We start from the raw sequence: 26,589 nt of genomic DNA, 5'->3' as shown, positions 1-26,589 counted from the left end.
CATATGTAACCGCTTCATCCAATAGTTATTGGGTGATACTAGCAGGAGATTTTCAATACAATGGTAAAAAGATATGATAATGCGAGATTAATCATTAATAGTCAGGGGAGAGCTTGAGTATGGTACAAAAGTGGTTCGAAGAAGCCAAGCTGGGTATCTTTATTCACTATGGCATCTACGCGGTTGATGGGATTTCGGAGTCTTGGTCATTTTACAATGGAAGAGTTTCTTATGAAGACTACATGAAACAGCTGGATGGCTTCACAGCCAAGCACTTTGATGCAGACAAGTGGGCAGATCTAATCGAGAAGTCCGGTGCAAAATATGCGGTTCTGACAACGAAGCATCATGATGGTGTAGCGCTGTTCGATACCCAGTACAGTGATCTGAACGTCGTGAAGAAGACGCCTGCTAAGAAAGATATCATTAAGGAATATGCCGAGGCGATTCAGAAGCGCGGTATTAGAACAGGGATGTATTACTCCCTTATTGATTGGTCCCATCCGGACTATCCAAGTGTATACGAAAGCGGCAACGTGCCGGAAGATCCAAGCCAGATGAACAAGTTCGCTTATCCTACTGACGGTGTACAGGATGAAGAGGCTTGGAAGCGTTTCTTGGAGTTCAACAACAACCAGTTGAAAGAAATTCTGACCAATTACGGCACAGTTGACCTTCTCTGGTTCGACGGAGACTGGGAGAGAAGCGCGAAGCAATGGGGATTGCCTGAATTCAAAGATTATCTCTTAACGTTCAATAAGGATCTTATTATCAACTCGCGCCTACAAGGTCACGGCGACTACAAAACGCCTGAGCAAGGTATTCCAATCACGCGTCCTGTGGGTCCGTGGGAATTCTGTACGACGATCAACAGCTCTTGGGGCTATCAGCATGCCGATAATGATTACAAATCCTTGAATCAAATTATCCGCATGTTCTGTGATTGCATCACGCTGGGCGGCAACATGCTGCTTGATATCGGACCTCGAGAAGACGGTACGATCGATGAGCGTCAAGAAGCTATTTTGCTTGGCCTCGGCGAGTGGATCAAGACGCATGAAGAAGCGGTATTTGGCACAGATGAGGGAATTCTTCCACGTTACTTCCTGGGTGGCAGCACCGTATCCAAAGATAAGAAGACACTGTATCTGTTCGTCTATGACAAGCCAACAGAATGCCTATGCCTAAAAGGTCTGTCCAACAAGATCAACAAGATCACAGTGCTCCACTCTGGCAAAGAGCTTACGCATGAGATTCATGGCGGAGTACCTTGGTTCAACATTCCGGGCACAACCTGGATTAACATGACAGAGGAAGATGCGCACGATCGAGTTACTGTACTCAAGCTGGAGCTTGACGGTGAGCTTGATATGTACGGCGGTTCTGGCGCAGTAGTTACACATAATTAATTTAAACATATTAAGTGGCGATCGCTTCTCAGCAAGGCTTGGGGAGGGTCGCCATTTTTCATGTGAATGTCAAATCTCGTAAAATAACCATTGCCAATATATGTAGAAATCTGATATCCTATTATTCCTTCTCTCTACGCATACACCAATCTAAAGTCGACTCTAGGAGGTGTAATGTGCTGTTTACGGTCTTGGCAAGAAAGGCATATGCTCGTAATCTACAGTACCGCGGCGCACATATGGTGCACAACATTGCGAGCTTTATGTTTGGATTTATCTACGTATCGATCTGGGCTGGAGTTGGGGCAGACAACTCACTTGGCGAGTACGGGGTGCATGGCATGACGTCGTACATCGCATTTAACCAATGCGTCATCTGGTTAACGCTGTTTCAGAGCAACGGTCTTGGTATCGCGGGCTCTGTGCGAACAGGACAGATCGCATTTGATATGATGCGGCCTGTGCATCTGTTCTATGAACGAATGAGCCGCGAATGGGGGCAGCTGCTCTACCAGCTGATCTACAAATTTCTGCCGATCTACACACTCTACTTCTTTATCTTCTCACTTCAACTTCCGAATGATTTCACCGTCTATGTATGGACAGCAATCGCTATCCTGATGGGGGCGTACATCTCGATTAGCATCCAGTTCCTGATTGGTATCGCTTCGCTCTGGACGACTGAGTCTAGATGGCTCTACTGGGTCAACTACGCGTTGACGATGCTGCTGTCGGGCTTCTTCATTCCATTGGAATGGACGCCGGACTGGCTCCAAGCTATTGGCTTAGCATCGCCTTATCCGTATCTTCTCTACTATCCAAACCGCATCTATATGCAGATGGAATCAGCCAGTGTGTTGTGGGGTTCCGTGGTGTGGGCTGTCTGCTTGACAGGCGTGTGCTTGCTCGGAACAGCGATGATGCGGCGCCGATTGGAGGTGCAGGGCGGATGAATCACGCGCTCAAGATGTATGTGCTGCTCATACGCGCCAGCTTGCGGAGCGGGATGCAGTACAAGTTCAACTTCCTGATCTCAACGCTGATGGCCGCGCTTATCAATCTGTCCGAATTTCTGATGGTGGCGCTCGTGCTTGCCAAGTTTGGCAGCATCAAGGGGTGGTCGATCTATGAGGTGGGCTATCTATACTCGGTTATCATGCTGTCGAAGGCAATCTACCGTTCACTGGCTTCAGACGTTCATCATCTGGAAAAATACTTGGTTAGCGGCGACCTAGACGCGCTGCTTATTCGACCGGTGCCAGTGCTCCTTGCACTCATGACGCAGAATTATCGCATTCTGTTCGGGGAGTTCGGTCAGGGCATCATCATCTTAACGTTGGCCATGAACGGTCTGATGCAGTCGGGGCAGATCGGTTGGGAATCGATACCGCTCACGATCATCGTGATCTTATCGGGGTCGGTCATCTTATTCTCGATCGGATTGGTGACCGCGACCTTCGGCTTCTGGATCACGCGTATTGAAGAGCTGCAGAACATCACAGAGGATGCGGCGCGCACAGCGGCACAGTATCCGCTTGATCTGTACCCAGGCTGGTTGAAGATGTCGCTGATTGTATTCATACCAGTCGGGATCGCTAACTACGTGCCCGCGCTGTATATCCTGCGGGATCAGTATGGCTTGTGGCTGATTGGCGCGGTGATTGTGTTTGCGGTGCTGTTTCTGCTGCTCGGGCTCTGGTTCTGGAGGTTCGGCATTTCTCGCTATCAGAGTACGGGTACTTAGAGTTAGAGCGATCATATTGGAAAATGGGGGGACATGATGATATCCGTTCAACAATTACATAAATCGTTTCGGATTCCGGTGGTGAAGGAGGGGGCGCTCGGCAGCATAAGGAGCTTGCTGTCCCGTGAGTATCGCGAGAAGGAAGCGGTGAAGGACATTAGCTTCACCATCAATCAAGGGGACTTCGTCGGCTATATCGGTCCGAACGGAGCGGGCAAGTCCACAACGATCAAGATGCTCACCGGCATTCTGCACCCCTCGAGCGGGGAAGTGCTCATCCACGGGCTGAGTCCGCAACGCAATCGCCGCCAGGTGGTGCGCCACCTGGGCGTGGTGTTCGGTCAGCGGAGCCAACTGTGGTGGGATCTGCCTGTGCGCGATTCCTATGACATCCTAGCCGCGATGTATCGGCTGGATGAGGAGCGGAAGCGCAGCAGGCTGCAGGAGCTTGAGGCCCTGCTTGGGCTTCAAGAGATCATGGACACTCCCGTGCGCAAGCTGTCGCTTGGTCAGCGAATGAGGGCTGACCTGGCCGCTGCGCTGCTGCACGACCCGGACATCCTGTTCCTTGATGAGCCGACAATCGGCCTCGATGTGATCGCGAAGCGCAGCATTCGCGGCCTGCTGAAGCGGCTCAATCAAGAGCAGGGCAAGACGATCCTGCTGACGACGCACGATATGGACGATATCGAGGAGCTGTGCGACCGCGTGATCGTCATTAACAACGGTGCGCTCGGCTTCGACGGCACGCTGGATGAGCTGCGCGCGCGCATTGGGCTGCCGACGGTGCTGAAGATCAGCTACCACGGCGCGGTGCGTGTTCCGGCGGCATGGGAGCAGCCTTTTCGCGTGGAGAGCGCAAATGGGCGCGAGCTCGTCATCCACTGCAACCGCAACGAGCTGACCGCGATGGATGTGCTGCGCGTCGTCAGTGAATGGGGCGACATGAACGATGTTCATATGGAAGAGCCCGCGTTCGAAGACGTCGTGCACCGGATCTACTGATTTCTTGGAAAGAGAGCGATGAACTCTTGGGTATCGAGAGTGCATCGCTTTTTTGCGCTCGGCTATGTTAACTTGTTCGGTTAATTTTGCTCTGATGCTCTGGGTATGTCTCACCTCTAAGTGGTCCGGACGCGCAAACGGGGTTTTTCCCCGTTACAGCGTGCGAAATGGGCTTCGGACGTGAGATAACAGGTAAAAACCGTCTTAGGCAAGCGCAGAGGAGGGTGAACAGACCGGATCGGACGCGCAAACGGGGTTTTTCCCTGTTACAGCGTGCGAAGTGGACCTCGGGGCGTGGGATAACAGGTAAAAACCGTCTTACGCAGGCGCAGAGGAGAGTGAACAGACCGGATCGGATGCGCTAACGCGGTTTTTCCCAGTTACAGCATGCGAAGTGGGCCTCGGGGCTGAGATAACAGGTAAAAACCGTCTTACGCAAGCGCGGAGGAGGGTGAACAGACCGGATCGGATGCGCTAACGGGGTTTTTCCCTGTTACAGCGTGCGAAGTGGGCTTTGGGAGCGAGATAACAGGTAAAAACCGTCTTACACAGGCGCAGTGGTGGGGCGAGGGGGTGAGAAGTTAATCAAACGTTATTACACATATATGGAAACAACATTGTATAATGTTAATTAGAAGTATTATGAAACTTAGTTTCACTCTGTAGAACTGCAATCGAGAAGGAGGGCTCGTTATGAGTTATTCATTTGCAGGGATTGATCATGTTCGATTGGCAGCTCCAGAAGGGTGTGAAGCAGAGGCTAGGAAATATTACGCTGACATGCTAGGTTGGGTTGAAATCCCGAAACCGGAGAGCTTGCGCGCACGTGGGGGCGTGTGGTTCCAGTGTGGTGTGCATCAAGTGCATATTGGAGTCCAGAAGGACTTTGTCCCTGCGAAGAAGGCGCATCCGGCATTTCAGGTTATTCATCTGGACGAACTTCGAGAGCATCTTGTGACCCATCATTGCGCGGTGATTGACGATGATGCACGTCATGAGGAGGGGATTAAGCGATTCTATGTAAATGATCCATTTGGCAATCGGTTGGAGTTCCTTGAAGCGCTGTAGAATCGAAGTTGATGTAGCGATCGTGATGGCTATGTACGGTAGGTTTTCAGTTTGAGTGGAGACACCGTCAATGCAGGAGCCGCAGCAATTATTAGCTGATACCTGCTATGCAGCACCACAGTCAAGTGGTTCATCGCTTGGATCGCTGCGGCTTATTGTTGTTGTGGCAACTACATTACAACTGCTGCCGGACGTGTTCTGCGGTCATATCGATATAGGATAATCGCTGCGACAGAACAAATGAACGCACATATCGCGATAAAAGCATACCCTGCCTGAAGCCCGATCAGGAGACCTCTCTCGGCACCATGCATTGATGTGAAGATCTGCTTGAATGTATCCGTAGTCCACCCGATGAGGAAGTTGCCGATAACACTGGCAATGCCCATCATCGTAACCGTAAACGTAATGGCCATATCTGTACCATGCGGGTAACGCTTTGCAAGGAGCGCCATAACTGTCGGGTAGATCGGGGCGATACCGATACCAGCAAGCGCAAATAGGAAGGCGCCAGATGGTCCGATCAGAATGCCTCCCAGCGAACATGCACCTGAGATGACGGGGAAGATGATTAACGACTTGGTGAAACCGATCTTGTCGATAATCGGCCCGAATACGAGTCGAGCCATCATAAAGAAAAAGAAAAATAAAGACAGCATTCCAGAGGCAGCCGAAGCTTCCCATTGATAAGCTTTTTCTAAATAATTGACCAACCAGCTTCCGACCGCCAATTCAGATACGACGCCAAACGATAGAATCATCACAATGATCCATGCTGCAGGGTCGCTTACATACTCCTTCATTGAGATAGGCTTGCTTCCTTCAACCGTGCTCTTAGGGAACTTTGCGCCTATGGATGGAAGCATCGGAATGATGGCAAGCGAGATTATAATCAGATACATACCGCGCCAGCCGAGCTCAGCGCCTCCCACGGATACGCCCATCAGATATGTTGCGATGATCGGTGCAACCATGGAACTCAGCCCATAGAAGAAATGGGACAAGTTCATCATCGTCCCTGTGTTGCGTGTGAATACCCTTGCAGCAAGCAGCGCTAAGCCGATCTCAAGCATCCCGTTGCCTATGTACATGAAGAAATAGGAGACCGAGAGAAAGGTGTAGTTTACCGAAAAATAGATCAATATGCCTGATAAGGTCATGGAGCCGAAGGCGAGCAGCGTGGTGGTCTTCAGACCGAGCTTCCTGCTCAATATTCCCGTAAAGCTGCACGCAAGCAGATACCCCAATGAATTCAAAGACAGCAGCAGGCCAAGCTGCATCTCATCCAGCGAGAAGTCGCTTTGCATGCGGGGAATGGCGGGACCTTTAACATTTTCCGAGAAGCCAAAGATTAGGAATCCCGTGAATACGATGATGATCAGCAGCATGCGGTTGCGTTTATTCGTTAGCTCTTGGCCTGAATTCATGATGAATATCCTCCGATAATAGAAATCACTGACTTTATTTCAACACTTGTTCTAAAATGGGTCTCGCCTTCTCATACTCATTATGGTATCTGCCGATGTCAGGTTCTGTGAGAAACTCAAAGCCAGCCTTCAGGTAGATTCCAATCGCCTTGTAGCTCCAAGTCTGAGTAGGAAGGTAGATGTCTCGATCCCCTTCGATTGCTAGCATGCGCTTCATTCCCTCGAATACGATCGCTTTGCCGAGCCCTAAGCCTTGACAGCTAGGTTTTACGGCAACCCATTGCAGCCACGGGTCACGTCTTTCGGAAGAGTAAGCCCACCAGTTTGTTAATGTCGCGACTTTTTCGTGTTCAGGGCTGACGATGAACATCGTGCGCCGTTTTAGCTCAGGAAGAAGGGGCAGGTATTCTCGCTGAAAATAAGCCAATGCCTTATCGGTGGTTTCAAACTCTCCTACAGAAGTTTCGATCTCAGCCCATGCATGTTCATCTCCAGGTTGAAAGAGACAATAGGTGTAACCTTCGGGCAATTGAGGCTCGGGGAGGCTTGTTCCGGTCTTGCGCCGCAATATAATCCGATGAAATGGAATAGACTTGTCGAGCATGGTTATTCACGATCCTTTCCTTATGCAGCTAGAGTGATTTGATATATAAAATGATGGCGTGTGTCGGGTCGTTGTTCATACAATCATATGTTGGGTCGATCTTCCTGCCTCTCAACTGACGTAACTATATTAGCATTCCATGTGCTAGTCAATATCAAAGTTCATGCCCATGTTGTAAACAATTACTACTATAATAGTAAGTGCAGCAATGTTTAAATTTAAATGAACAGGTGATTTCTTAACGCAAACAGCCTACAATAGAGATAACTGTAAAATGGTAAGCAGGGTGCTAAAATAAAGTAGGCGCTGACTGAATAATGTCATATACCATGACTATTCCAGTCATCAGAGGAGGATGCACATGATAACAATCGAACCTGGGGCTGTTCAGCAGCTTCTGGATCGCTTGAAGGATCAGGAAGTTTATATACATCTCGAAATGACCACTGGAGCATACGCTAGTCAGCGTGATCAATCTAAGCTGACGGCTTCGGCATTTTTAAGCAATGCCAAGATTCGCTACGGGCAGGGCTCTATCGCAGGCGATGGTCCTTACCGTATCGGATTGAAGACCGAGCTTGGATGGGTGTACGCACAAGGGCTTACGCATTGGGAAGAGACGGAGCAGGATCGTCTTATCGCAGCAGGTCATGATGGCGATGGCAAGCTCGTTGTTGCGCTGCAGCTGTCACGAGAACCATTTTAATAGGAAATGAATTGATTAAGAGAAGCAGAAGGTGAAGGTAATGGAGCAGCAACGAATATTAGCTGTATTTGCTCACCCTGATGATGAGACCATCATCGGAGGAACGCTGATTCAACATATTAAGCAAGGTGCGCACGTAACCTATGTCTGCATGACGTTGGGAGAAATGGGACGGAATATGGGGGTCCCGCCATTTGCAAGTCGTGTCACCCTGCCGCTTATTCGGCAGCGTGAGTTGGCAGATGCATGCCGAACACTCGGCATTCAGGATGTGCGTCGCTTAGGATTGCATGACAAGATGGTAGAGTTTGAGGATCTGGATCTATGGGCGCAGAAGATGAGCCAGATTATTGAAGAGCTGAAGCCGGATATCATTTATACATTTTACCCAGGACTCAGTGTTCATCCGGATCATGACGCTTGCGGAGAGATCGTTATCCGTGGTGTAGAGAGCATGCCTGCTGCAAGCAGACCGGAGGTTCGCTGTGTGGCGATGACTAGCAATTGCAAGGATGTGCTCGGGCCGCCTCATATCGTAAACGATGTGAGTGAGTGGGTGGATCAGAAGGTGCAAGCTATTAAGGCACACAAGTCACAATTTCAATTGATGCTGGGCGACTATAGTCCAGAGAAGAAAGAGCGTTATAAGCGGGAACGCATGTGGCGCTATCAATTTTAAAATAGGCAATAAAAAAAAGGCAAAGCGATCGCAATCGCTTTGCCTTTTTTTTGTGAAGATGCGTCCCTAGTTAAGGGTGCTGGTGTCACGCGAATGGGGTGACCCGAGCGATCTAACAGGTTTTTACCCCGTTACAGCGTGCGAAACACACAAGTAGGATGAGATAACGGGGAAAAACCGTGTTACAGAGGCGAGTCTGCCGCACGGGTGGGGTGCTTGAGCGATCTAACAGGTTTTTACCCCGTTACAGCGTGCGAAACACGCAAGTAAGGTGAGATAACGGGGGAAAACCGTGTTACAGAGCCGAGGCCGACGCACGGATGGGGCAGCGCAGAGGTTAGAATCCACTGAGGAGCGTGTATAGGTACTGTGAAGTGTGATGAGCGAAGCGAGCTCGCGGCGGTGCAAAAGAAGCCCGAGACGTCATGCACGGGACGTCTCGGGCACAAAAAAAGCGCCTTGCACGAGGGCGGGATGTCCAAGGGTGACGTCACGGCCGTGCAAGGCGCTTCAACTTATTTAAACCAGCCTTTCTCCTTGAAGCGGGTGATGGCTTCAATTCGATTGCTGACATTCAGCTTATCGAGAATGACCGAGATATAATTGCGTACGGTGCCTGTCGTGATGTACAGCTCGTTCGCAATTTCCTTCGTGTTCTTGCCGTCTGCGATGAGCCCGAGAACTTCATTTTCTCGTTCCGTTAACGGATTCACCTCACCGTAGGCATCATCGATCAGCTCCGGCGCATAGATGCGTCGTCCAGCTATCACGCTCCGAATCGAGCTGGCGAGCTCTTCGCTAGGGCTGTCCTTCAGCAGATAGCCTCGAACGCCCGCTTTCAAGGCGCGCTCAAAGTAACCGGAGCGGGCAAATGTCGTCAAGATGATGACCTTGCAGCCCGTATCTTTGATCTCCTCCGCAGCCTCCAAGCCGCTCTTAACAGGCATCTCAATATCCATGATGCATATATCCGGCTTGTGCTGGTGGACTAATGCGACCGCATCTTCACCATTGCTTGCCCGACCGACAACCTTCATATCCTCTTCCATATCCAGCAGGGAAGCAAGAGCGCCCAGCAGCATCCGCTGATCCTCTGCGATGACGATATGAATCATAGCTCTGCCTCCTCTTCTGGCTGAAAGACGACGTTCGGAATTCGCATCGTGACGATCATTCCTTGATCGGAACTGATATCTAGGCTGCCATTCACGAATTCCAGACGCTCCTTCATCCCCCGTAGTCCGTTTCCTCTATAATAGCGATTCTGTTCGTCAATTCCAATGCCATTGTCCCTCACACGAAGCACAAGCTCTGAATTCGTTGGCTCAATCGAGACCCAACAAGCGGTTGCTTGACTGTGCTTGACCACATTCGTGACGGCTTCCTTCAAACACATGCTAAGCACATTCTCGTTCAGCAGGGAGGTGTTGTGCAGCTTCGGATCTCCTTCGAGCGTAAACTCGATATGAGCGGCCTTTAAGATTTGCCTGATCCGGTGCATCTCATCTTCCAGCCTTGTACCTCTCATCTGGGTAATCAGCTCTCGAACTTCCTTAAGAGCCGTCCTAGCGGTCTGGTGGACATCGTTGATCTCCGCTTGAGCCTGCTCTATATCCTTCCTCATCAGCTTGCCGGCTAGATCACTCTTCAATCCGATCAGCGCCAGCTTCTGACCCAGCGTGTCGTGAAGATCACGCGCGATGCGCTGCCGTTCTTCGAGCTTCACAAGCTCGGAGATACGCTTATTGGCATCCTCCAGCATCCCCTGCAGCTTCTCACGCTTGTTGCGGTTGTACGTATTGACGGGAAGGAGGATCACTCCGATTAAGTTCATCAGCACAAATGGAAACTGTGCAATAAGAATCGGATTGCGTGTGACAAAGCCGTAGTTGATCGCGATGATCATACTGACAAGATGGATCGTATAGAGAACGAAGAAGCCAATCCTATTCTGAATATTACCGATAAAATAGGCAAGGAAGATGGAGAAGTACACATAACCGAATATCAAGGTCATGGCAATAGAGATGATGATCTGCACACTGGTCCAGAAATAGACCTGCCAGCCCTTCGATACGAATGCGAGCACATAGCAGATGAAGAAGAGAATAACCATAACAAAGCCGGACACGACCTCATAGGTTGAGGATGACCGGAAGATGAAATAGAAAGGGAGGATGTAGAATACACCCCATACATATAGACTAAGACCAGTATTTTTCTGAAATATCTGATACCACTTCTGCATGGTGCCTCCCTATATTCCGCAAACCTATATTAAATTTTATTTTATCACAAATGAAAGAACAGACGTCTACTTTCCTTCTAAGCCTGGGCGAGGAATTTTGATCTTCGCTGTTGCGCCATCCTGGTCGCGAAGCCGTCTCTTCATCTCCTTAAAGTTGATAAATGTCTTCGTATTCTCATCCCATAGATGGAAACGCAGCGACTTCAAGCTTGTGCGCAACGTAATCGTTGTTGCTTGTTGAAGCGGAGGTGTCATATCATGCGCTTCCTCCAAATAATAATTCGGCACTCTTGGGCTCAGATGATGAACGTGGTGAAAGCCGATATTGCCTGTAATCCACTGCAGCAGCTTCGGCAGCTTATAGTAGGAGCTTCCCTCAACGGCCGCCTTTACGTAGCTCCATTCATCCCCATGCTCATAGTATGAGTCCTCGAACTGATGCTGTACATAGAACAGCCAGATCCCGAGCATCCCCGATACGAGGAATATAGGGCCTTGAATGAGCAGAAATGCCTGCCATCCGACTAACCAGATTAACAAGGTATAGAGGGCAACGATAGAGATGTTTGTTACGTACGTGTTGATTCGTTCCTTGCGCTTCGCTCCCTTGCGGTTAAAACGGTATACAATAAGAAATATGCCGATCGGACCAAGCCCAAACATGACGATCGGATGTCGATACAGTCGATACATAAAACGGCGCCATGGAGTAGCCGCAGCATATTCGTCGGTAGTTAGTACCCAGATATCGCCGATGCCCCGCTTATCCAGATTGCCGCTCGTCGCATGGTGAACGGAGTGGCTGTATTTCCATTGCTGATAAGGACTTAGTGAAATGACGCCCGTGATCGTTCCAACGATTTCATTCGCCAGACGGCTCTTGAAGAAGGATTGATGGCAGCAGTCGTGAAATATAATAAATGCCCGGATCACAAACCCGGCTGTGATGAGTCCAAAGGCAAGCGTCAGCCAGTATGATATCTCCAAACTAAAGTAGGCAGCACACCAGAACAGAACTAATGGAATTAAGGTGTTAAGCAATTGTCTAATGCTGATTCTCAGGTTCGTCTTCTCATAGGGGGCGATACTTTTCTTGAGCTGGATTTGCTTGGATTGAGACATCTTCTGTATTCCTCCTTCATATGACGCATGGAGAACGTTCCGAACGTCAGCGATAGTATTGGTTAGATTAATTGTAAGAAATACACTGGAATCAAAGTAGTCATAAACGTCAAGTGGCGAGTATGACAAATGTCATATATAAAAAGTAAATTACTTCCTTTTTATATGGTTTTTAGACAAAAAGTGCTATCGACAGCGTAACGGTTGGTTAAGCCAACTTACTCTTTTGTTATGTTTGCAGGAAAATCTATACTATAATCACCTTTAAGAAGTTTCCAACTAAAGGACGTGAACACGAAGTGAATCAGATAGATGAATTGAACGAGCTTACTGCCGTTAAGAGCATTCGCTATCAAGATATGCTGCAGTGGCAGAAGGAACGGCGCAGTAAAGTGAAGGACTTGTCCTATGTCGTCCCGACCGTGGATGAGGTGAAGCGAGAATACCTGCAGAACAATCGCAGCGAGGCGGCGATTACGTTTATCGGGCATTGTACCTTCCTAATCCAGTTAGGCGGGCTCAATATCATTACTGACCCGGTGTGGGCTATGCGAATGGGATTCCAGATGCGCATGTCGCAGCCCAATGTCGCGATCACGGATCTGCCGGAGATCGATATCGTGCTGATCTCGCATAACCACTACGACCATCTGCATTATAGCTCGATCCGCAGATTGAAGGGTCAACCGCTCTACCTCGTGCCGAAGGGGCTAGGCAACAGCTTTAAACGAAAGGGCTTGCGCCAAGTGAAGGAGTTCGAGTGGTGGGACAGCATACAGCATCAGTCGCTGCGCATCACCTTCGTTCCATCGCTGCATTGGTCGCGGCGCACGCTGTGGGATACGAATCGCTCCTTATGGGGCGGCTGGGTGCTGGAGGGAGCCGATCAGCAGTCTGTCTACTTTGTTGGCGATTCAGGGTATCACGATCATTTTCGAAGAATAGGGGAGCAGTTTCAGCTTCAGCATGTACTCATGCCGATCGGCTCCTATGAGCCGGAATGGTTTATGAAGAGGCAGCACATGACACCGGAGGAAGCAGTGCGCGCGTTTGATGAGCTTGGTGGGAAGCATTTTATACCGATGCATTATGATGCCTATCGACTGGCGGATGATACACCAAGGGAAGCGCTCGATCGTTTGCTGAATCAATGGGACGAAGTCTATTCTGACCGCAGCGCCTTGCATATATTAAAGCGCGGGGAAACCTTCCCGCTAGAATTAAGTCGGATATGAACTTACATAATGAATAGTCACAATAGGAAGGAACGATTCTTGATGAATCTAAGGACTAGGCTAAGGCATTATATAAAGGTACCGATCAATTTGTATTTAATCGCAATATCTGTTCTTGGCGTGGCTGTCTTTATCTTAAATATGGATTATCAAGTTCGAACTACCTCAGAATGGGTGCTGTTATTGGCGCTGGTAGGGTCTGTACTGTTATTAAATCAAGTTGTATTCCAATTGCCGCCTGAAGGCAACAACCAATCCATGGACTCAGCCGTTTATCTGGCATGTATCTTTACATTTGGATTGCAGTTAGCGTTGGAGGTATTGCTGTTAAGCACGGTAATCTATGCCTTATATAAGCGTAAGCTTGAATGGTGGAAGCATCTGTTTAATTTCTCAGTGTACTGCATTATGATTACAGCTGTTTATAATGTGTTCACCCTGCTTGGCGGCGAAGTGGGCCCTCTGGATTCCAAAGACATTCTCATCTATATCATCTCGTTATTCACCTATTTCTTAATAAATTCGATAACGTTCGCTCTGTATTTCTATATTTTGTTGAAGCGAAATTTCCTAGTTCTGCTTAAGAGTATGTTAAAAGAAACGGCTGCTGAATATGTCAGTATGCTGCTGCTCTCGCTTGTATTATGCATGATCATACCAACCGATCTCTACTTTGGCTTGTTCTTGTTCCTAGTTATTTGCGTGATGCTATCACTATCTTTTCAGCAATTCTACTATCTATATCAGCAAGTTTCCGATAAAGCGACACGGGATCGGAGAACCGGACTGTATAACCACGGTTACTTTGAAGAGTTCTTGGAGAAGGAGCTTAAGCAGGCTAAGGATGCGGATAACATCTTCAGTCTCATTGTTATGGATATCGACAGCTTCAAAACGTATAACGATACGTTCGGACACATGAAGGGGGATAAGCTGCTTGGATTCTTCGGCGGCATGCTGTCAGATGCGTGCAAGACAATTGACTGTATCGTTGCTCGATATGGAGGAGATGAGTTTGCGATCCTGATGCAGGGCAAGACAGAGAAAGAGGCATTCTCCTTCATTAATAATGTGCGTAAAAAGGTAAATGACACATATTTCGAGGGAGTTGAGATTCTTCCGCATGGCTGTCTAACCTTCTCTGCTGGCATCGCGCAATATCGCAAAGAAATTCATGACAAATCACAGCTGCTGGATAAGGCGGATCAAGCGATGTACTATGCTAAAGTTCAGGGAAAGAATCTGGCTCATATCTATAATGAGCAGTCGCTAATTCCGAAGTCGATTGACATTGAACAAGAAGTTGCAGAGATCGAGCAACAGCTCAAGATCTTTCTGTCGAAAGACATCTATACGTTCCAGCACAGCAAACGGGTCTACAGCTATGCGATGGACGTTTGTGAGTACATTCCTTTCAGTCAAATGGAAAAGAGGTCGCTGATTCTAGGGGCCTTGTTTCACGACATTGGGAAGCTGGAAGTCCCTAAGCATATCTTGCAGAAGCAAGGCAAGCTGGATGCTGAGGAATGGATGATCGTGAAGAAGCACGTTGAATGGGGAAAAGAGATCGTATCCGCGATCAGCAAATATTCTGATCTGCTACCGCTGATCGAGCTGCATCATGAGCGAATGGATGGCAAGGGGTACCCTCATGGATTAAAGGGCGAGGAGATCCCGAAGATCGTGCGAATGTTAAGCGTTATCGATTCGTTCGATGCCATGACAACGGAAAGGCCGTATCAGACAACCAAGACATTTGATGAAGCGATCCAAGAACTGAAGCGCTGCTCGGGCAGCCAGTTTGATCCGGTATGTGCAGATGCCTTTATACATATGATTGAGAAGAAGTATGACTTCAAGTTGGACTCCTCTAAAATGGCAGGCGGTTAACTGAACGGGCAGCATGTATAATATTTCCTTCTGTGCGCAATCTATCGGTACAGGAGGTGGAACGATGTGTCATCAATATTCGCTTAGTTCCGAGCTGCAGGAAACGTTGGCTTACTTTGGCATAGAGGAAGTAGCAGCACCGTATCGACCGCGCTACAATGTCATACCGACTTATTCGGCTCCAGTTGTGAGAATGGAGCAGGGGAAGCGGGTACTGGATTCATTTCGATGGGGAATGGTGCCGTTCTGGGCTCCCGATGCGATTAATGCTGACATTCACGCGGTGAATGACAATGAAGCTTATTATAAGGTTGTAGAACGGCAGCGCTGCATCATTCCGTGCAATGGATTGTACTATTGGCGCGTTGATCGCAAGCGGAAGCATCCGGTGCGAGTGGTGCTGCGTACGAATGGAATATTTGGCATAGCAGGCTTATATGAAATGTGGAAAAATGCGCAGAAGCAGGTGCATCGAACGTGCACGATGGTCATGACGCGTTCGAACGCGATGCTTGCAGAATTCAACCCGCGCATGCCTGCGATTCTTGAACCTGAGGATCTGGGCAAATGGCTGCAGCCAGACTCGCTGGAGGTGGATTACCTGACACGGATGCTGAAGCCGCTGCAAGAGGATCGCATGCGGATGTATCCTGTATCACCTGCTATTCAGTATGCGAATCTGGATGATGCCTCTTGTATTGCGGAGTGGGATAAGAAGCAGGCTTGGGTTAAGCCTTAAATATGGAATCTTCTGAGGAGACTGCGTGCAATCAGCAATACCTTTAAGCTAGGCGGCTGTATGCTATAATTAGCTCTACAAGAGATGAACCGCATCTGCTGGATGCGGTTATCCGTATTGTTCCGCAATCGGGATAAACAGAGGAGTTGATGACATGCCGCCTAGACCGTACCCGGATTGGTCGTGGTCACCTTCACGACACAATCTATTTCAGGAATGCCGACGCAAGTACTATTATCATTATTATGCCGCGCATAACGGCTGGTATATGGATGCTCCTCCAATGGCGCGCCATGCCTATCGTCTTAAGCAGATGACGAACCTCTATCTAGTGTTTGGAGAATCCGTGCATAAGCTGGCTGAAGAAGCTGTCAAGCTGTATCATAACTACGGTCGTATTATGGATGTGGAAGAAATGAAGCGTCGCATTCGCGCCCTCTTGAATCAAGCTTACAAGGATTCACGCGATGTGGAGGCTTGGAAGCTGCAGCCGAAGCAGCGGACGATGCTGCAGGAGATGTATTACTACGGCGGACTGCAGGATTCGACGACGGATACGATCAAGCGCCGGATCCCGATTCTAGCGGAGCGGCTGCTCGACAGTGAGAGCATGCAGCACTACATGCATGCGGATGAATGCCATCTGGTGGAACTCGAGCAGCTTAACACGATCGATCTTGGCGATACGATGGTCTACGTCAAGCTCGACTTTATGTACCGGCAAGCGGGAAGATATATTATCGTGGACTGGAAGACGGGTCAGGAAGATGAGCGGAACGACACTCAGCTTCGTTTATATGGCTGGTACGTGCATGAGCACTATGGCGTGCCGTACGAGCATATAGATATTCGCACAGAATATTTGCTCAGCGGTCAGTGCAAGGTGGATGTGGTAGCGGAAGAAGAGATGGAACATCTGGTAGCTTATGCGGAGCAAAGCATCGCCGCCATGCGCAGTTATATGCTGGACACGGCGCTTAATGCACCGAAAGAGTTGCAGTTCTTCGAAGTGACGGATGATGAGCGCAAGTGCCGCCGCTGCTCATTTCGTGAGATGTGTGAAAGAGCGAAGCCGAGACTACAGGAGGACCAAGAGGAGGAAGCGTACGGCTATGATGCATCATGACAGGAACTCATCGAAGCCACAAGTCGTTGAAGCGGCTTCATCTGGCCATCGTTTGCCGCGAAGCTGGTTCCGCCAAGGCGCATTGCAGCTTGGACCTCAGCTGCTTGGGCGAACGTTGGCTCGCCGTGTAGAGGGCGGCATCATCCGAACGATGATTGTGGAAACGGAAAGCTATGTTGCCCCGCATGATAAAGGCTCGCACGCCTACGGCAACCGCCGCACGAAACGGACCGAAACGATGTTTCTGGACGGAGGCGTCGCCTACGTGTACCTTATATACGGCATGTACCACTGCCTTAACGTTGTAGCGGCATCAACGGACCAAGCGGAAGCGGTGCTGATTCGAGGTGTGGCGCCATTGTCCGCTGAAGATGAGAGGTTGATGCAGCAGCTCCGTCCGTTGAAGTCGCGCAAAGCCGCTGAGCTTAGCAACGGTCCGGGCAAGCTGTGCCGCGCACTGGCGATCGGCAAGGAGCTTGACGGCGCGGACCTGGTCGACGGAGAGGATATATGGCTCGAAGCAGGAACGCCCGTGGAGCCGTCGCGGATCGTATGCGCGCCGCGCATTGGGATACCGTATGCGGAAGAATATGCGGATAAGCTATGGCGTTTCTATATAAAGGGACATCCATACGTGTCGGTGGCATACAAAGAAGCTGTGCCGCTGTCAATTGCTAAGCGCATGGAGGAAGATGAGCATATGCATCATATAGCCAAGGACGAATCCGAATAGGGTTTGCGCTTTGGCTTTTTTTAATAGCAGGAAGTGCATGAAAAAAGTGTGAAGAACATTATTAAATTCGTTTGAATATTGTAATGTGTCGTGCTACAATGAAAGAAATCAAACAATCAAACGAATGTTTGAATAATCAAAAACGTAATTAACATGATGTAAGTGAATGAGGTTGAACAATATATAGGATATTGGAAGGAGGAATATTAGGAATGGTAGAGAAGGCAGCTAAGCAAGATATAGAGATAGAGGTGAACAATTCAAGCACACAGGATGATATGTGTGAAGTTATATGCTATGACGCGGAGAAGATCCAATCGCTGCAAGGAACGGTCAATGATAATGAAGTGACCGATATGGCAAAAATATTTAAGGCGCTGTCCGATCCAACTCGAGTGAAGATGGCATCCTACCTCGATCAGGGTGAAGAGCTGTGCGTATGCGATGTAGCCATATTAACTGGGCAGTCCACTGCGACAACTTCGCATCATTTGCGTTTGATGAGGTCTCTAGGGATCGCGAAGTCACGCAAAGAGGGCAAGAATGTGTTCTACTCCCTCACGGACCATCATATCCGCACGCTTATCAGAATGACACAAGAGCACATGAGAGAGGAGCATTGTCATGACTGCTAATACATCGAGTGCTAAACGAGATGATCGAATGATAGTTCAAGTTCAAGGCTTGTCATGCGCGAACTGTGCGCGTGAATGCGAGCTGGAGATCCGCAAGCTGCCAAACGGCGAAAGCGCGGAGCTAATGTTCAACAGCGGGACCTTGAAGCTCCATCCGAATGTGGATCGTCAACAGGTCGAACGCATATTGAAGAAGGATGGAGCGCGATTGCTGAGCGCAGACCAGCCTAGTGCAGATTCAAGCAGCGCCTCGCATGAACACGATCATGCGGGTCACGCGCATGGCGATAGCCACGGTCATAGCCATGAGCATGGAAGCATGAATGTGATGAAGTGGCTGCTTGGCTTCTCGGCGGTGCTGTATGCCGCTACCTTCTTCGTTGAAGGTCTCATTCCGGAGTGGGCGCTGATTGCGATGTTTCTTACTGCCATTGTTATTAGCGGATACTCGACCTTTATACAGGGTTTGAAGAATTTGGCGCGGCTGAAGTTCAACATGGATACGTTAATGACAGTCGCCTTGACAGGCGCCGTCTTGATGGGGGAATGGAAGGAAGCAACTCTAGTCGCCATCTTGTTCGGTCTTAATGAAATACTGGAAGGCTACGGGATGGAACGCGCACGACGTTCCGTCGCCGCACTGCTTGCAGTAGCCCCTAAACAGGCGAATGTGATACGAGACGGCGCAACGGTCGTCATTCCGATCGCGGAGCTGCGCGTAGGCGACACCGTGCTTGTTCGCCCGGGCGAGAAGATTCCTTCTGACGGGACAGTGCTTGAAGGGGAAAGCGCGGTCAATGAAGCAGCCATCACTGGGGAATCGCTGCCGGTCAGCAAGAACGTGAACGATGCCGTATTCGGGGGAAGCTTGAATACATCGGGAATTATGAAGGTTAGAGTAGATAAGGCCTATGAGGACTCATCATTAGCGAAGATACTTCATCTAGTTAGAGAAGCTCAAGATACGAAGACGCCTACAGAATTGTTTATTGATAAATTCGCTCGCATTTATACGCCGCTCATTATGATCATCGCGGCGCTCGTCATTCTCGTTCCACCGCTCTTCCTGGACGGAGATTGGTCCAAGTGGCTGTACCAAGGGATCGCCGTATTGATTGTCGGCTGTCCGTGCGCATTGATCCTTTCCTCGCCAATTGCTATCGTGAGCGGTATTACACGCACCGCACGGCAAGGGATACTCGTTAAGGGCGGTGTTCACTTAGAGCAGCTTGGCAAGATCAATGCGCTTGCCTTCGATAAGACGGGTACTTTAACGAAGGGTGAGCCTGCCGTTATGGCAGAGCGAGTGTATGACGCAGAGCGCTGCTACGCAGTCACAGGCGCCATTGAGCAATCATCGCTGCACCCGCTTGCCAAAGCGATGATGCGTCACTTGGAGGCGCAGGGCATGAACAGCTTTGCAGAGCCGACTCGCTCCGAGACGGTGGCTGGGCAAGGGATCGAGGCTGTTGTGAATGGCACAGCCTATGTAGTCGGCAGCGAGCGCACGCTTATGCGAGAAGGCGAAGCCTTCCGCCAAGCATTAGCGGATGCGGAGGCGATGAGGGCTGAAGGCTATACGATCGTCGCGGTGACAGATGAGCAAGGGCCGCTGGGCGTATTCGGCCTAGCTGATGAGATTCGCGAAGAAAGCCGAGATACGATAGCTGCGCTGCATCAAGCCGGTGTCACGCATACGATCATGTTGACCGGCGATAATGAGCAGTCTGCGAAGCGGGTGGCGGAAGCGGTAGGTGTTAGTGAATATCGCGCAAGCCTGCTGCCGGAGCAGAAAGTGGCTGAAGTAAAGCGTCTCGCTGGACAGTACAAAGTCGCTATGGTCGGTGACGGTATCAATGACGCGCCGGCGCTTGCATCCGCACAGCTGGGCATCGCGATGGGAAAAGGTACGGACAGTGCTGTAGAGACAGCGGATATCGTGCTGATGCAGGATCACTTGGGCAAACTGCCTGCGGCGATCCGTGTATCACGGCAGGTTAACCGTATCATTCGTCTCAACATCGGCTTGTCGCTTGGTCTCAAGCTGTTTGCTCTTCTGCTCACGATTCCAGGCTGGCTGACGCTGTGGATCGCGATCCTTTCCGATATGGGGGCGACGATTATCGTTACACTGCTGGGCTTGACGATTCTGCTGGGCAAAGATAAGAAATAAATTTCTAAATTAAGTTCTAAGTTGAGGCTATATAGGAAGGACTGACTTAAGCTGGCATGCTGGCTGAAGCAGTCCTTTTTCTGTTGTGAATGAAACTGGGGGGGGTATGCAAGAATGCAACGAAAAATGTCACAAAAACAGCGGCTTTATGATAAAAAAATAGAATTGCTGTCGCATATGGTTTACAATTAAAGAAAAGGAAATTGAAATAATATGGAGAATATATCCATACTATATTTCTACTTCATTCCATTTTATAGAAGAGGTGAACTCATTGGCGAAAAGCAACATACGTACTTCTAAGAGCAAGACAAAAAACATCGGCCGGCTGCCGTTAATTCTGTTTCCGATCGTTCTGATTGGACTGATTGTTCTTATTGCGGTTCTTAATAATCAAAGTGCGGAGGTTGGTCAGAAAGAGTCAGTATCCGCCCTTTCGGTCATCAATGCTGAAGAGCAGCCCGTGCTTGGCTCGCCAGATGCTAAGATATCCATTGTAGAATTTGGTGATTACAAATGCCCGGCTTGCATGCATTGGGGTGAACAAGTATTCCCGCAGTTAAAAGCGGATTACATTGATACAGGTAAAGTGAAATTTACTTTTTTACAGTTTCCATTTATAGGGCCAGATTCAATTACCGCAGCTATGGCTTCTGAAATTATACAAGCTCAGTATCCTGAGGCATTCTGGGATTTTCATAGGGAGCTGTACATTTCTCAACAAGAGGAGCGTGTTCAGTGGGCAACACCGGAGTATCTGACTGAAATCGCGATAAAGTCAGTTCCGAATCTTAATGTTGATGAATTCAAACAGCAGCTTGCTGACAGCACTTATAAGGAACAGGTTGATAAAGAATTAGAGTTAGGCAAAAAGGCTAATGTAATGGGAACTCCTGCAGTGTTTGTCAATGGCAAGCCTGTAGAAGCTGAATATGAGAGCATAAAGAAAGCAATAGAAGAAGAACTGGCTGCAGTTAAGTAAGAGGATGGGAGCGAACTTCTTGTGACATTTATTCGAAAATATGCGTTGTACTTGGCTTGGATCGTTTCTCTTGTAGCGACTGCCGGCAGTTTGTATATGAGTGAAATCCTGCACTGGGAGCCGTGCAGCTTATGCTGGTACCAGCGAATCTTTATGTACCCGCTCGTTATCCTGCTTGGCATAGGCGCTTACAAGAATGACAATACCGTAGTTCAGTATGCCTTGCCATTGCCGATTATCGGCGGTCTTATTTCAACTTATCATTACATGAAACAGATGATTCCTGGATTCGCCGCGATTGTTCCTTGCCGTGCAGGCGTGCCTTGTGAATATGACTATTTGGATGGCGGTTGGTTTACCATTCCGCTGCTTGCACTTATTGCGTTTGTGCTCATTACGATCTGTCTGCTCATTGCCCGTAAACAGCAAACCAATACAATTGAAGATTGATACTTGGGGGAATCACACGATGAAATTCGGACTGCAGATGAAAATGGTACTCGGCATGCTTGTGGTATCCATTGTGACTTATGGGACGAGCGCGTTTTTTATCTTTGTGCTTAAGCCGTATTTAGCTCCGAATATGAATGAAATAACGTATGGAGTACTGATCTTCATGCTGGGTATCTTCTGGACTTGTTTCCTTGGCTGGTTAGCTGCCCGCTTCATTGTGAAGCCGCTTATGGCACTGACCAAGGCAGCGCATGATGCTGCACATGGCAAGCTGCAGGTTGAGATCCCGAAGTATCGGTTTAATGATGAAATCCAGGTTCTGATTCAAGCGTTCGGCACGATGATAAGCAACTTGCAGCATATGATCAATGAGATGAAGAGCAGCATCGAGATCACGACACGCAATACATCGTCGCTTGGCGACGCTATGGCGCAGGCTGCGCGGCAGATTGAACAGATCTCTCAAGCGGCCGATGATATGAACCAAGGGGCGGAACGTCAGGCGGCATGGACTGCCGAAACGACTCGGGCTGTTGAGCTGGTTCATGCTTCAGCGGACGATGTTCGACGTCGCGCGGACGAGACGGAACGAACTACCGCTCATATGCTGGACACGCTGTCAGTAAGCGAGCGAATGCTGACCTCGATCATTGACGGTATGTTGGATGCTGCCGCATCAGGGCAGGCATCTATCCATACGGTCAAGCGGCTGAATGAGCAAGCTGAGCAGATCGGCAGCATCTCGTATACGGTTAGAGAGATTGCGGATCAGACGCATCTGCTGGCGCTGAATGCGTCGATTGAAGCTGCGCGCGCAGGTGAGCAGGGCGCAGGCTTTGCCGTTATTGCGTCGCAAGTTCGCAAGCTTGCGGAGCAATCGGCGGTCGCGGTGGATGACATCAATAGCCGAATCGTGCAGATGCAGGCTGAAGTGGATGAAGCTGTGAAGCTGATAACGAAGCAGGTGGAGACGGTAAGTCGTGAAGCGGACAAGAAGGATGGCGCGGCGGATGCGCTCAGCAATATCGCCAGCGCGACACGGCAGGCATCAAGTGCGATTCACTCGATCGTAGAATCGGTGAATACGCAGACGGAGCAGTTCTCCGCGACACTGGAGCAGACTCGGCAGATGGCCGCCGTTGTTGAAGATGTAGTCATCGGCACGCGTCAGGTAGCGAGCGCGACGCAGGAGCAGACGGCTATGATGCAAGAGATGGCCGCATCTTCTGAAATGCTGCGTGGACAGGCCGATCGCTTGAATGCGCAGATTGCGATATTCAAGGCGTAGGATGAAGCTAAGTTGTGAAAGGTTATATGGTCAGCCAGGTTATTCTGGCTGGCTTTTTTTGTTGTGGAGCGGGAGCGAGCGAGCGTGCGTCCGCGAGATAAAAGGGTTTTTCCCCGTTAGAGGGTGCGGAAGCGCTGGAATGGGGGAGATAACGGGGAAAAAGCCCGTTACGCGGGTGAGTGGGACGGATAGCGAGCGTGCGGACGCAGGTGTGCGAGTGCACGTGTGGAGCGGGAGCGTGCAGGTGCTCTCGGGTAATTCAGGCGAGGTGAGCGGAAAGTTACATTTGTACATGTTCAGGTCAAGTATGTGTATGGCAAAAATGTGCAGAACGGGTATGATGGAATCAAACTGTGCTTTGATGTATATAAGGAGGAGCTTGGATGGCAGGATTAACATGGGAAGATCGTCAACTGTATATGAATGGCCAGCCTTTCCGCATCATTTCAGGGGCGATGCATTATTTTCGTTGTGTACCAGAGTACTGGGAGGATCGTTTGCGCAAGATTAAAGCAATGGGCTGCAATACGGTCGAAACGTATGTGCCATGGAATCTGCATGAACCGCGTGAAGGCGAATATAACTTTGAAGGAATCACGGATATCGCTCGGTTTATCCGCTTAGCAGAGGAAGTTGGATTATATGCTATTGTGCGACCTGCGCCATACATATGTGCAGAATGGGAATTCGGTGGTCTGCCCGCTTGGTTGCTGAATACTTCGGCAAAGCTGCGCACGAGTGATCCGTGCTTCTTGGATAAGGTTGAAGCTTACTATAAGCATCTGCTGCCGCTGCTGACACCGCTGCAGATAACGAACGGCGGACCTATTATTGCGATGCAGATTGAAAATGAATACGGCAGCTACGGCAATGATCAGAAGTATCTGCAAGCGTTAAGAAGCATGTTAATTCAGCAGGGTGTAAATGTGCAGCTGTTCACCTCCGACGGTCCGACGGATCTGATGCTGCGAGGCGGCATGGCGGAAGGAGTATGGGCGACAGTCAACTTTGGCTCGCGCGCTGAGGAAGGGTTTGACAAGCTGCTTGAGTATCAACCGGATGCGCCGCTGATGTGCGCGGAATTCTGGAATGGCTGGTTTGACCACTGGAAAGAAGAGCACCATACTCGAAGCAGCGAGGATGCTGCACAAGCCTTGGACGAGATATTGGCACAAGGCGCATCCGTTAATTTCTATATGGCTCACGGCGGAACTAACTTCGGATTCATGAATGGAGCCAATCACGGCGAGCAATATGATCCGACTGTCACCAGCTATGATTATGATGCTCCCATCAGCGAGGCGGGCGATCTGACACCTAAGTTCCATGCGTTCCGTGAAGTAATTAGCAAGTACACGGAGCTACCAAATGATGAATTGCCATCCAACACACTCAAACAAGCTTATGGCGACATACCTGTCAGCCGGAGTGTGAAACTGTTCGATACACTTCCGAGCATCTCCACGCTTCATCATAGCGTGACTCCTGAACCTATGGAGAGCTACGGTCAAAATTACGGCTTTATTATGTATTCCTCTAATCTGCCATATGCGCAGAGAGTTTGCAGCCTGACGCTTCAAGACGTGCATGATCGCGCGCTTGTCTATCTCGATCAGAAATATATAGGCGTGGTGGAGCGAACGAACCCGCAAGAGCTTCAATTGAACATTCCAGAAGGTGGAGCGCGGCTGGATATCTTAGTGGAGAATATGGGACGAATCAATTATGGACCGAAGCTTGCTTCTGATCGAAAAGGTATAACAGAAGGAGTCAGACTCGACTACCAGTTCCATTATCATTGGGATGTACGCACCATACCGCTAGATTCAATCGAACTTGTAAATTATGATATCTCAGCAACAGCGGCATTGGATTCTACAGATGAACAGCTTAAAGAACAGCCTGCGTTCTATGAAGCGGAGCTGACGATCGAAGACGAACCGGCAGATACGTTCCTGCATCTGGACGGTTGGAAGAAAGGCGTGGCATTCGCCAACGGCTTCAATCTCGGCCGATATTGGGAAGCGGGACCGACGCAGTCATTGTATGTACCTGCTCCGCTGTTGAAGCGGGGCGTTAATCGCATCGTGCTATTCGAGCTGCATGAAGCGGGCAACGCGATTAGCTTTAAGGACGAGCCGCACTTATAAGCTGCAACCTAACAGAGGATGACGTCGAACCCACAGACCGATAGGATGGCTGTGGCAAGCGTCATCCTCTTGCTGTATTCTACGGCTGAGCGATCAGTTCGCCGCTCAGCAGCGCTGATTGAGGCTCCAACACGGTGTTATCAGTAGTAGAGATATGCTCTAACTCCCTTTCCTCACCCAAAGTGATCATATCCTCCGCTGTTGCAGGTCCGACGACTTGTTCCACAAAGTCACAAACCTCTGTAACATAACGCTCACGATCCCGACAATGAGCGACGCCATGCGTTGCGCCGTCAACAATAAGCAATCGCTTCGGCTCAAGCTTAGCATTATACAGATCGACGCTCATCTTCGTCGGGACGAATAGATCAGCCCCGCCATGCACAAACATAATAGGAAGTTTGCAGGCTTCCATCACTTGGATAGGTCTTACATCCTCCATTCTGAAGCCGGCCTTAGTCTTTAATCTGCGATTGATCAGGTTGATAAACGGCCATGAAGGGATGAAGTTGAGGTTTGCTACTTGATATCGAACAAGCTCGGTGAGATCAGAATACGGACAGTCCGCAACGATCAATCTTACTTGTGGTCGGTGGATAGCCGCATATTCCAATACCGTCCCGCCGCCAAGCGATTGGCCGTGCAGTGCGATGACACAGTCTTCGCCCTTGCGCTCGACGACCCAATCGACCCAGGCTTGGATATCGTATTTTTCCTTGTAGCCGAAAGTGGCGTACTTGCCCTCGCTCTGACCGTGCGCCCGTTGATCGATCAGCAGGATGTTGAAGCCTTTATTCATAAAAATTCCAGAAAATTGCGATGACCAGGGCATTGCAGCAGTGTAGCCATGGACGATGATAGTCACTCGATTCGAATAAGGGTATTTCTCGATATATGTGCCATACAGTCTCAAACCGTCGTTGCTCTTGATGTGTACATCCTCTTTATCCAATTCGTCAAATTCCTGCTTCGTGAATACTTGAAACTCTTCCATTAATTCAAAGCATTTCTTATACGATTGACGCTTGCTGAGTGTCATCCGATGCACGCCGTAAACCGGAATTACCCACAAGGACAGCGCCAGAAATAATAATATGCCTGCTGACATCCATGCAATCAAATTAATCCCTCCAATCGCTTTTGAGGTTTATTTGTCATTAGTGACAGTAGGTT

Annotated in this window: 24 protein-coding genes; 18 read left to right on the top strand and 6 right to left on the bottom strand. The window is 49.4% G+C overall.

Translation table 11 applies throughout. The annotated features are described in order from the left end of the window. Positions 1 to 119: 119 nt before the first annotated feature. The 5 genes from AC3WTP_RS08285 (at position 120) to AC3WTP_RS08265 (ending at position 5,226) form a co-directional block, all read left to right on the top strand. Positions 120 to 1,409 (top strand): alpha-L-fucosidase, encoded by a 1,290-nt coding sequence (locus tag AC3WTP_RS08285; RefSeq protein ID WP_492394121.1) that lies wholly within the window; start codon positions 120 to 122, stop codon positions 1,407 to 1,409. Between the two features lie 176 nt (positions 1,410 to 1,585). After that, complete coding sequence (locus AC3WTP_RS08280) at positions 1,586 to 2,362, top strand: ABC transporter permease (protein ID WP_492394120.1); 777 nt, start codon at positions 1,586 to 1,588, stop codon at positions 2,360 to 2,362. Then, positions 2,359 to 3,153, top strand: coding sequence for an ABC transporter permease (locus AC3WTP_RS08275; protein ID WP_492394119.1), 795 nt, complete (start codon positions 2,359 to 2,361; stop codon positions 3,151 to 3,153). The genes AC3WTP_RS08280 and AC3WTP_RS08275 overlap by 4 nt, the downstream gene beginning before the upstream one ends. 36 nt (positions 3,154 to 3,189) lie before the next feature. Continuing rightward, positions 3,190 to 4,158 carry an ABC transporter ATP-binding protein gene (locus AC3WTP_RS08270; protein ID WP_492394118.1) on the top strand — a complete coding sequence of 323 codons (969 nt, stop codon included), beginning with the start codon at positions 3,190 to 3,192 and terminating at the stop codon, positions 4,156 to 4,158. A gap of 693 nt (positions 4,159 to 4,851) precedes the next feature. Next, on the top strand, positions 4,852 to 5,226 hold the full coding sequence (locus AC3WTP_RS08265) for a VOC family protein (protein WP_492394117.1): 375 nt from the start codon (positions 4,852 to 4,854) through the stop codon (positions 5,224 to 5,226). Positions 5,227 to 5,396: 170 nt separating this feature from the next. Here AC3WTP_RS08265 and AC3WTP_RS08260 read toward each other — a convergent pair whose 3' ends face one another. Then, the gene (locus tag AC3WTP_RS08260; RefSeq protein ID WP_492394116.1) at positions 5,397 to 6,653 is read right to left on the bottom strand and encodes an MFS transporter; all 1,257 of its coding nucleotides are present in this window, start codon (positions 6,651 to 6,653) and stop codon (positions 5,397 to 5,399) included. Positions 6,654 to 6,687: 34 nt separating this feature from the next. Further along, positions 6,688 to 7,257: a GNAT family N-acetyltransferase gene (locus tag AC3WTP_RS08255; RefSeq protein ID WP_492394115.1), complete on the bottom strand. Its 570-nt coding sequence runs from the start codon at positions 7,255 to 7,257 to the stop codon at positions 6,688 to 6,690. Positions 7,258 to 7,618: 361 nt separating this feature from the next. On the opposite strand from AC3WTP_RS08255, the gene AC3WTP_RS08250 reads away from it, so the two are divergent. Both AC3WTP_RS08250 and bshB2 read left to right on the top strand, forming a co-directional pair. Further along, complete coding sequence (locus tag AC3WTP_RS08250) at positions 7,619 to 7,963, top strand: YojF family protein (RefSeq protein WP_458569093.1); 345 nt, start codon at positions 7,619 to 7,621, stop codon at positions 7,961 to 7,963. Between the two features lie 40 nt (positions 7,964 to 8,003). After that, a complete protein-coding gene (gene bshB2 / locus AC3WTP_RS08245; protein WP_492394114.1) occupies positions 8,004 to 8,642 on the top strand; it encodes a bacillithiol biosynthesis deacetylase BshB2 in 639 nt (212 codons plus the stop codon). A 515-nt stretch (positions 8,643 to 9,157) separates the two neighbouring features. On the opposite strand, the gene AC3WTP_RS08240 is transcribed toward bshB2, so the two are convergent. From AC3WTP_RS08240 to desA, 3 genes are all read right to left on the bottom strand, one after another. After that, positions 9,158 to 9,757: a response regulator gene (locus AC3WTP_RS08240; RefSeq protein ID WP_492394113.1), complete on the bottom strand. Its 600-nt coding sequence runs from the start codon at positions 9,755 to 9,757 to the stop codon at positions 9,158 to 9,160. Beyond that, positions 9,754 to 10,890, bottom strand: coding sequence for a sensor histidine kinase (locus AC3WTP_RS08235; RefSeq protein WP_492394112.1), 1,137 nt, complete (start codon positions 10,888 to 10,890; stop codon positions 9,754 to 9,756). The genes AC3WTP_RS08240 and AC3WTP_RS08235 overlap by 4 nt, the downstream gene beginning before the upstream one ends. 66 nt (positions 10,891 to 10,956) lie before the next feature. Beyond that, positions 10,957 to 12,012: a Delta(5) desaturase DesA gene (desA, locus tag AC3WTP_RS08230; protein WP_492394111.1), complete on the bottom strand. Its 1,056-nt coding sequence runs from the start codon at positions 12,010 to 12,012 to the stop codon at positions 10,957 to 10,959. 359 nt (positions 12,013 to 12,371) lie between these two features. Here desA and AC3WTP_RS08225 point away from each other — a divergent pair, with 359 nt between their 5' ends. From AC3WTP_RS08225 to AC3WTP_RS08175, 11 genes are all read left to right on the top strand, one after another. Beyond that, positions 12,372 to 13,247 (top strand): MBL fold metallo-hydrolase, encoded by an 876-nt coding sequence (locus tag AC3WTP_RS08225; RefSeq protein ID WP_492394194.1) that lies wholly within the window; start codon positions 12,372 to 12,374, stop codon positions 13,245 to 13,247. Between the two features lie 42 nt (positions 13,248 to 13,289). Next, complete coding sequence (locus tag AC3WTP_RS08220) at positions 13,290 to 15,137, top strand: bifunctional diguanylate cyclase/phosphohydrolase (protein WP_492394193.1); 1,848 nt, start codon at positions 13,290 to 13,292, stop codon at positions 15,135 to 15,137. 64 nt (positions 15,138 to 15,201) lie between these two features. Continuing rightward, a complete protein-coding gene (locus AC3WTP_RS08215) occupies positions 15,202 to 15,876 on the top strand; it encodes an SOS response-associated peptidase (RefSeq protein ID WP_492394110.1) in 675 nt (224 codons plus the stop codon). A gap of 154 nt (positions 15,877 to 16,030) precedes the next feature. After that, complete coding sequence (locus tag AC3WTP_RS08210) at positions 16,031 to 17,002, top strand: PD-(D/E)XK nuclease family protein (RefSeq protein WP_492394109.1); 972 nt, start codon at positions 16,031 to 16,033, stop codon at positions 17,000 to 17,002. After that, positions 16,989 to 17,735 (top strand): DNA-3-methyladenine glycosylase, encoded by a 747-nt coding sequence (locus AC3WTP_RS08205; RefSeq protein ID WP_492394108.1) that lies wholly within the window; start codon positions 16,989 to 16,991, stop codon positions 17,733 to 17,735. Before AC3WTP_RS08210 ends, AC3WTP_RS08205 begins: the two co-directional genes overlap by 14 nt. A gap of 212 nt (positions 17,736 to 17,947) precedes the next feature. Next, a complete protein-coding gene (locus AC3WTP_RS08200; RefSeq protein WP_492394107.1) occupies positions 17,948 to 18,370 on the top strand; it encodes an ArsR/SmtB family transcription factor in 423 nt (140 codons plus the stop codon). Next, entirely contained in the window at positions 18,360 to 20,543 is a 2,184-nt protein-coding gene (locus AC3WTP_RS08195; RefSeq protein WP_492394106.1) for a heavy metal translocating P-type ATPase, read from the top strand. The genes AC3WTP_RS08200 and AC3WTP_RS08195 overlap by 11 nt, the downstream gene beginning before the upstream one ends. Positions 20,544 to 20,817: 274 nt before the next feature. Further along, entirely contained in the window at positions 20,818 to 21,525 is a 708-nt protein-coding gene (locus tag AC3WTP_RS08190; RefSeq protein WP_492394105.1) for a DsbA family protein, read from the top strand. Positions 21,526 to 21,546: 21 nt separating this feature from the next. Further along, a complete protein-coding gene (locus AC3WTP_RS08185; protein ID WP_492394104.1) occupies positions 21,547 to 21,975 on the top strand; it encodes a disulfide oxidoreductase in 429 nt (142 codons plus the stop codon). 19 nt (positions 21,976 to 21,994) lie between these two features. Further along, a complete protein-coding gene (locus AC3WTP_RS08180) occupies positions 21,995 to 23,266 on the top strand; it encodes a methyl-accepting chemotaxis protein (RefSeq protein WP_492394103.1) in 1,272 nt (423 codons plus the stop codon). Positions 23,267 to 23,649: 383 nt separating this feature from the next. Beyond that, positions 23,650 to 25,416 (top strand): glycoside hydrolase family 35 protein, encoded by a 1,767-nt coding sequence (locus AC3WTP_RS08175; protein WP_492394102.1) that lies wholly within the window; start codon positions 23,650 to 23,652, stop codon positions 25,414 to 25,416. 79 nt (positions 25,417 to 25,495) lie between these two features. On the opposite strand, the gene AC3WTP_RS08170 is transcribed toward AC3WTP_RS08175, so the two are convergent. Continuing rightward, a complete protein-coding gene (locus tag AC3WTP_RS08170) occupies positions 25,496 to 26,536 on the bottom strand; it encodes an alpha/beta hydrolase (RefSeq protein WP_492394101.1) in 1,041 nt (346 codons plus the stop codon). Positions 26,537 to 26,589 lie beyond the last annotated feature (53 nt).

It is taken from the genome of Paenibacillus sp. EB106-04-04-XG159, from assembly GCF_058791835.1.
Note: the sequence above shows the minus strand (reverse complement) of the source record. Positions and strands in the feature narration are given on the sequence as shown.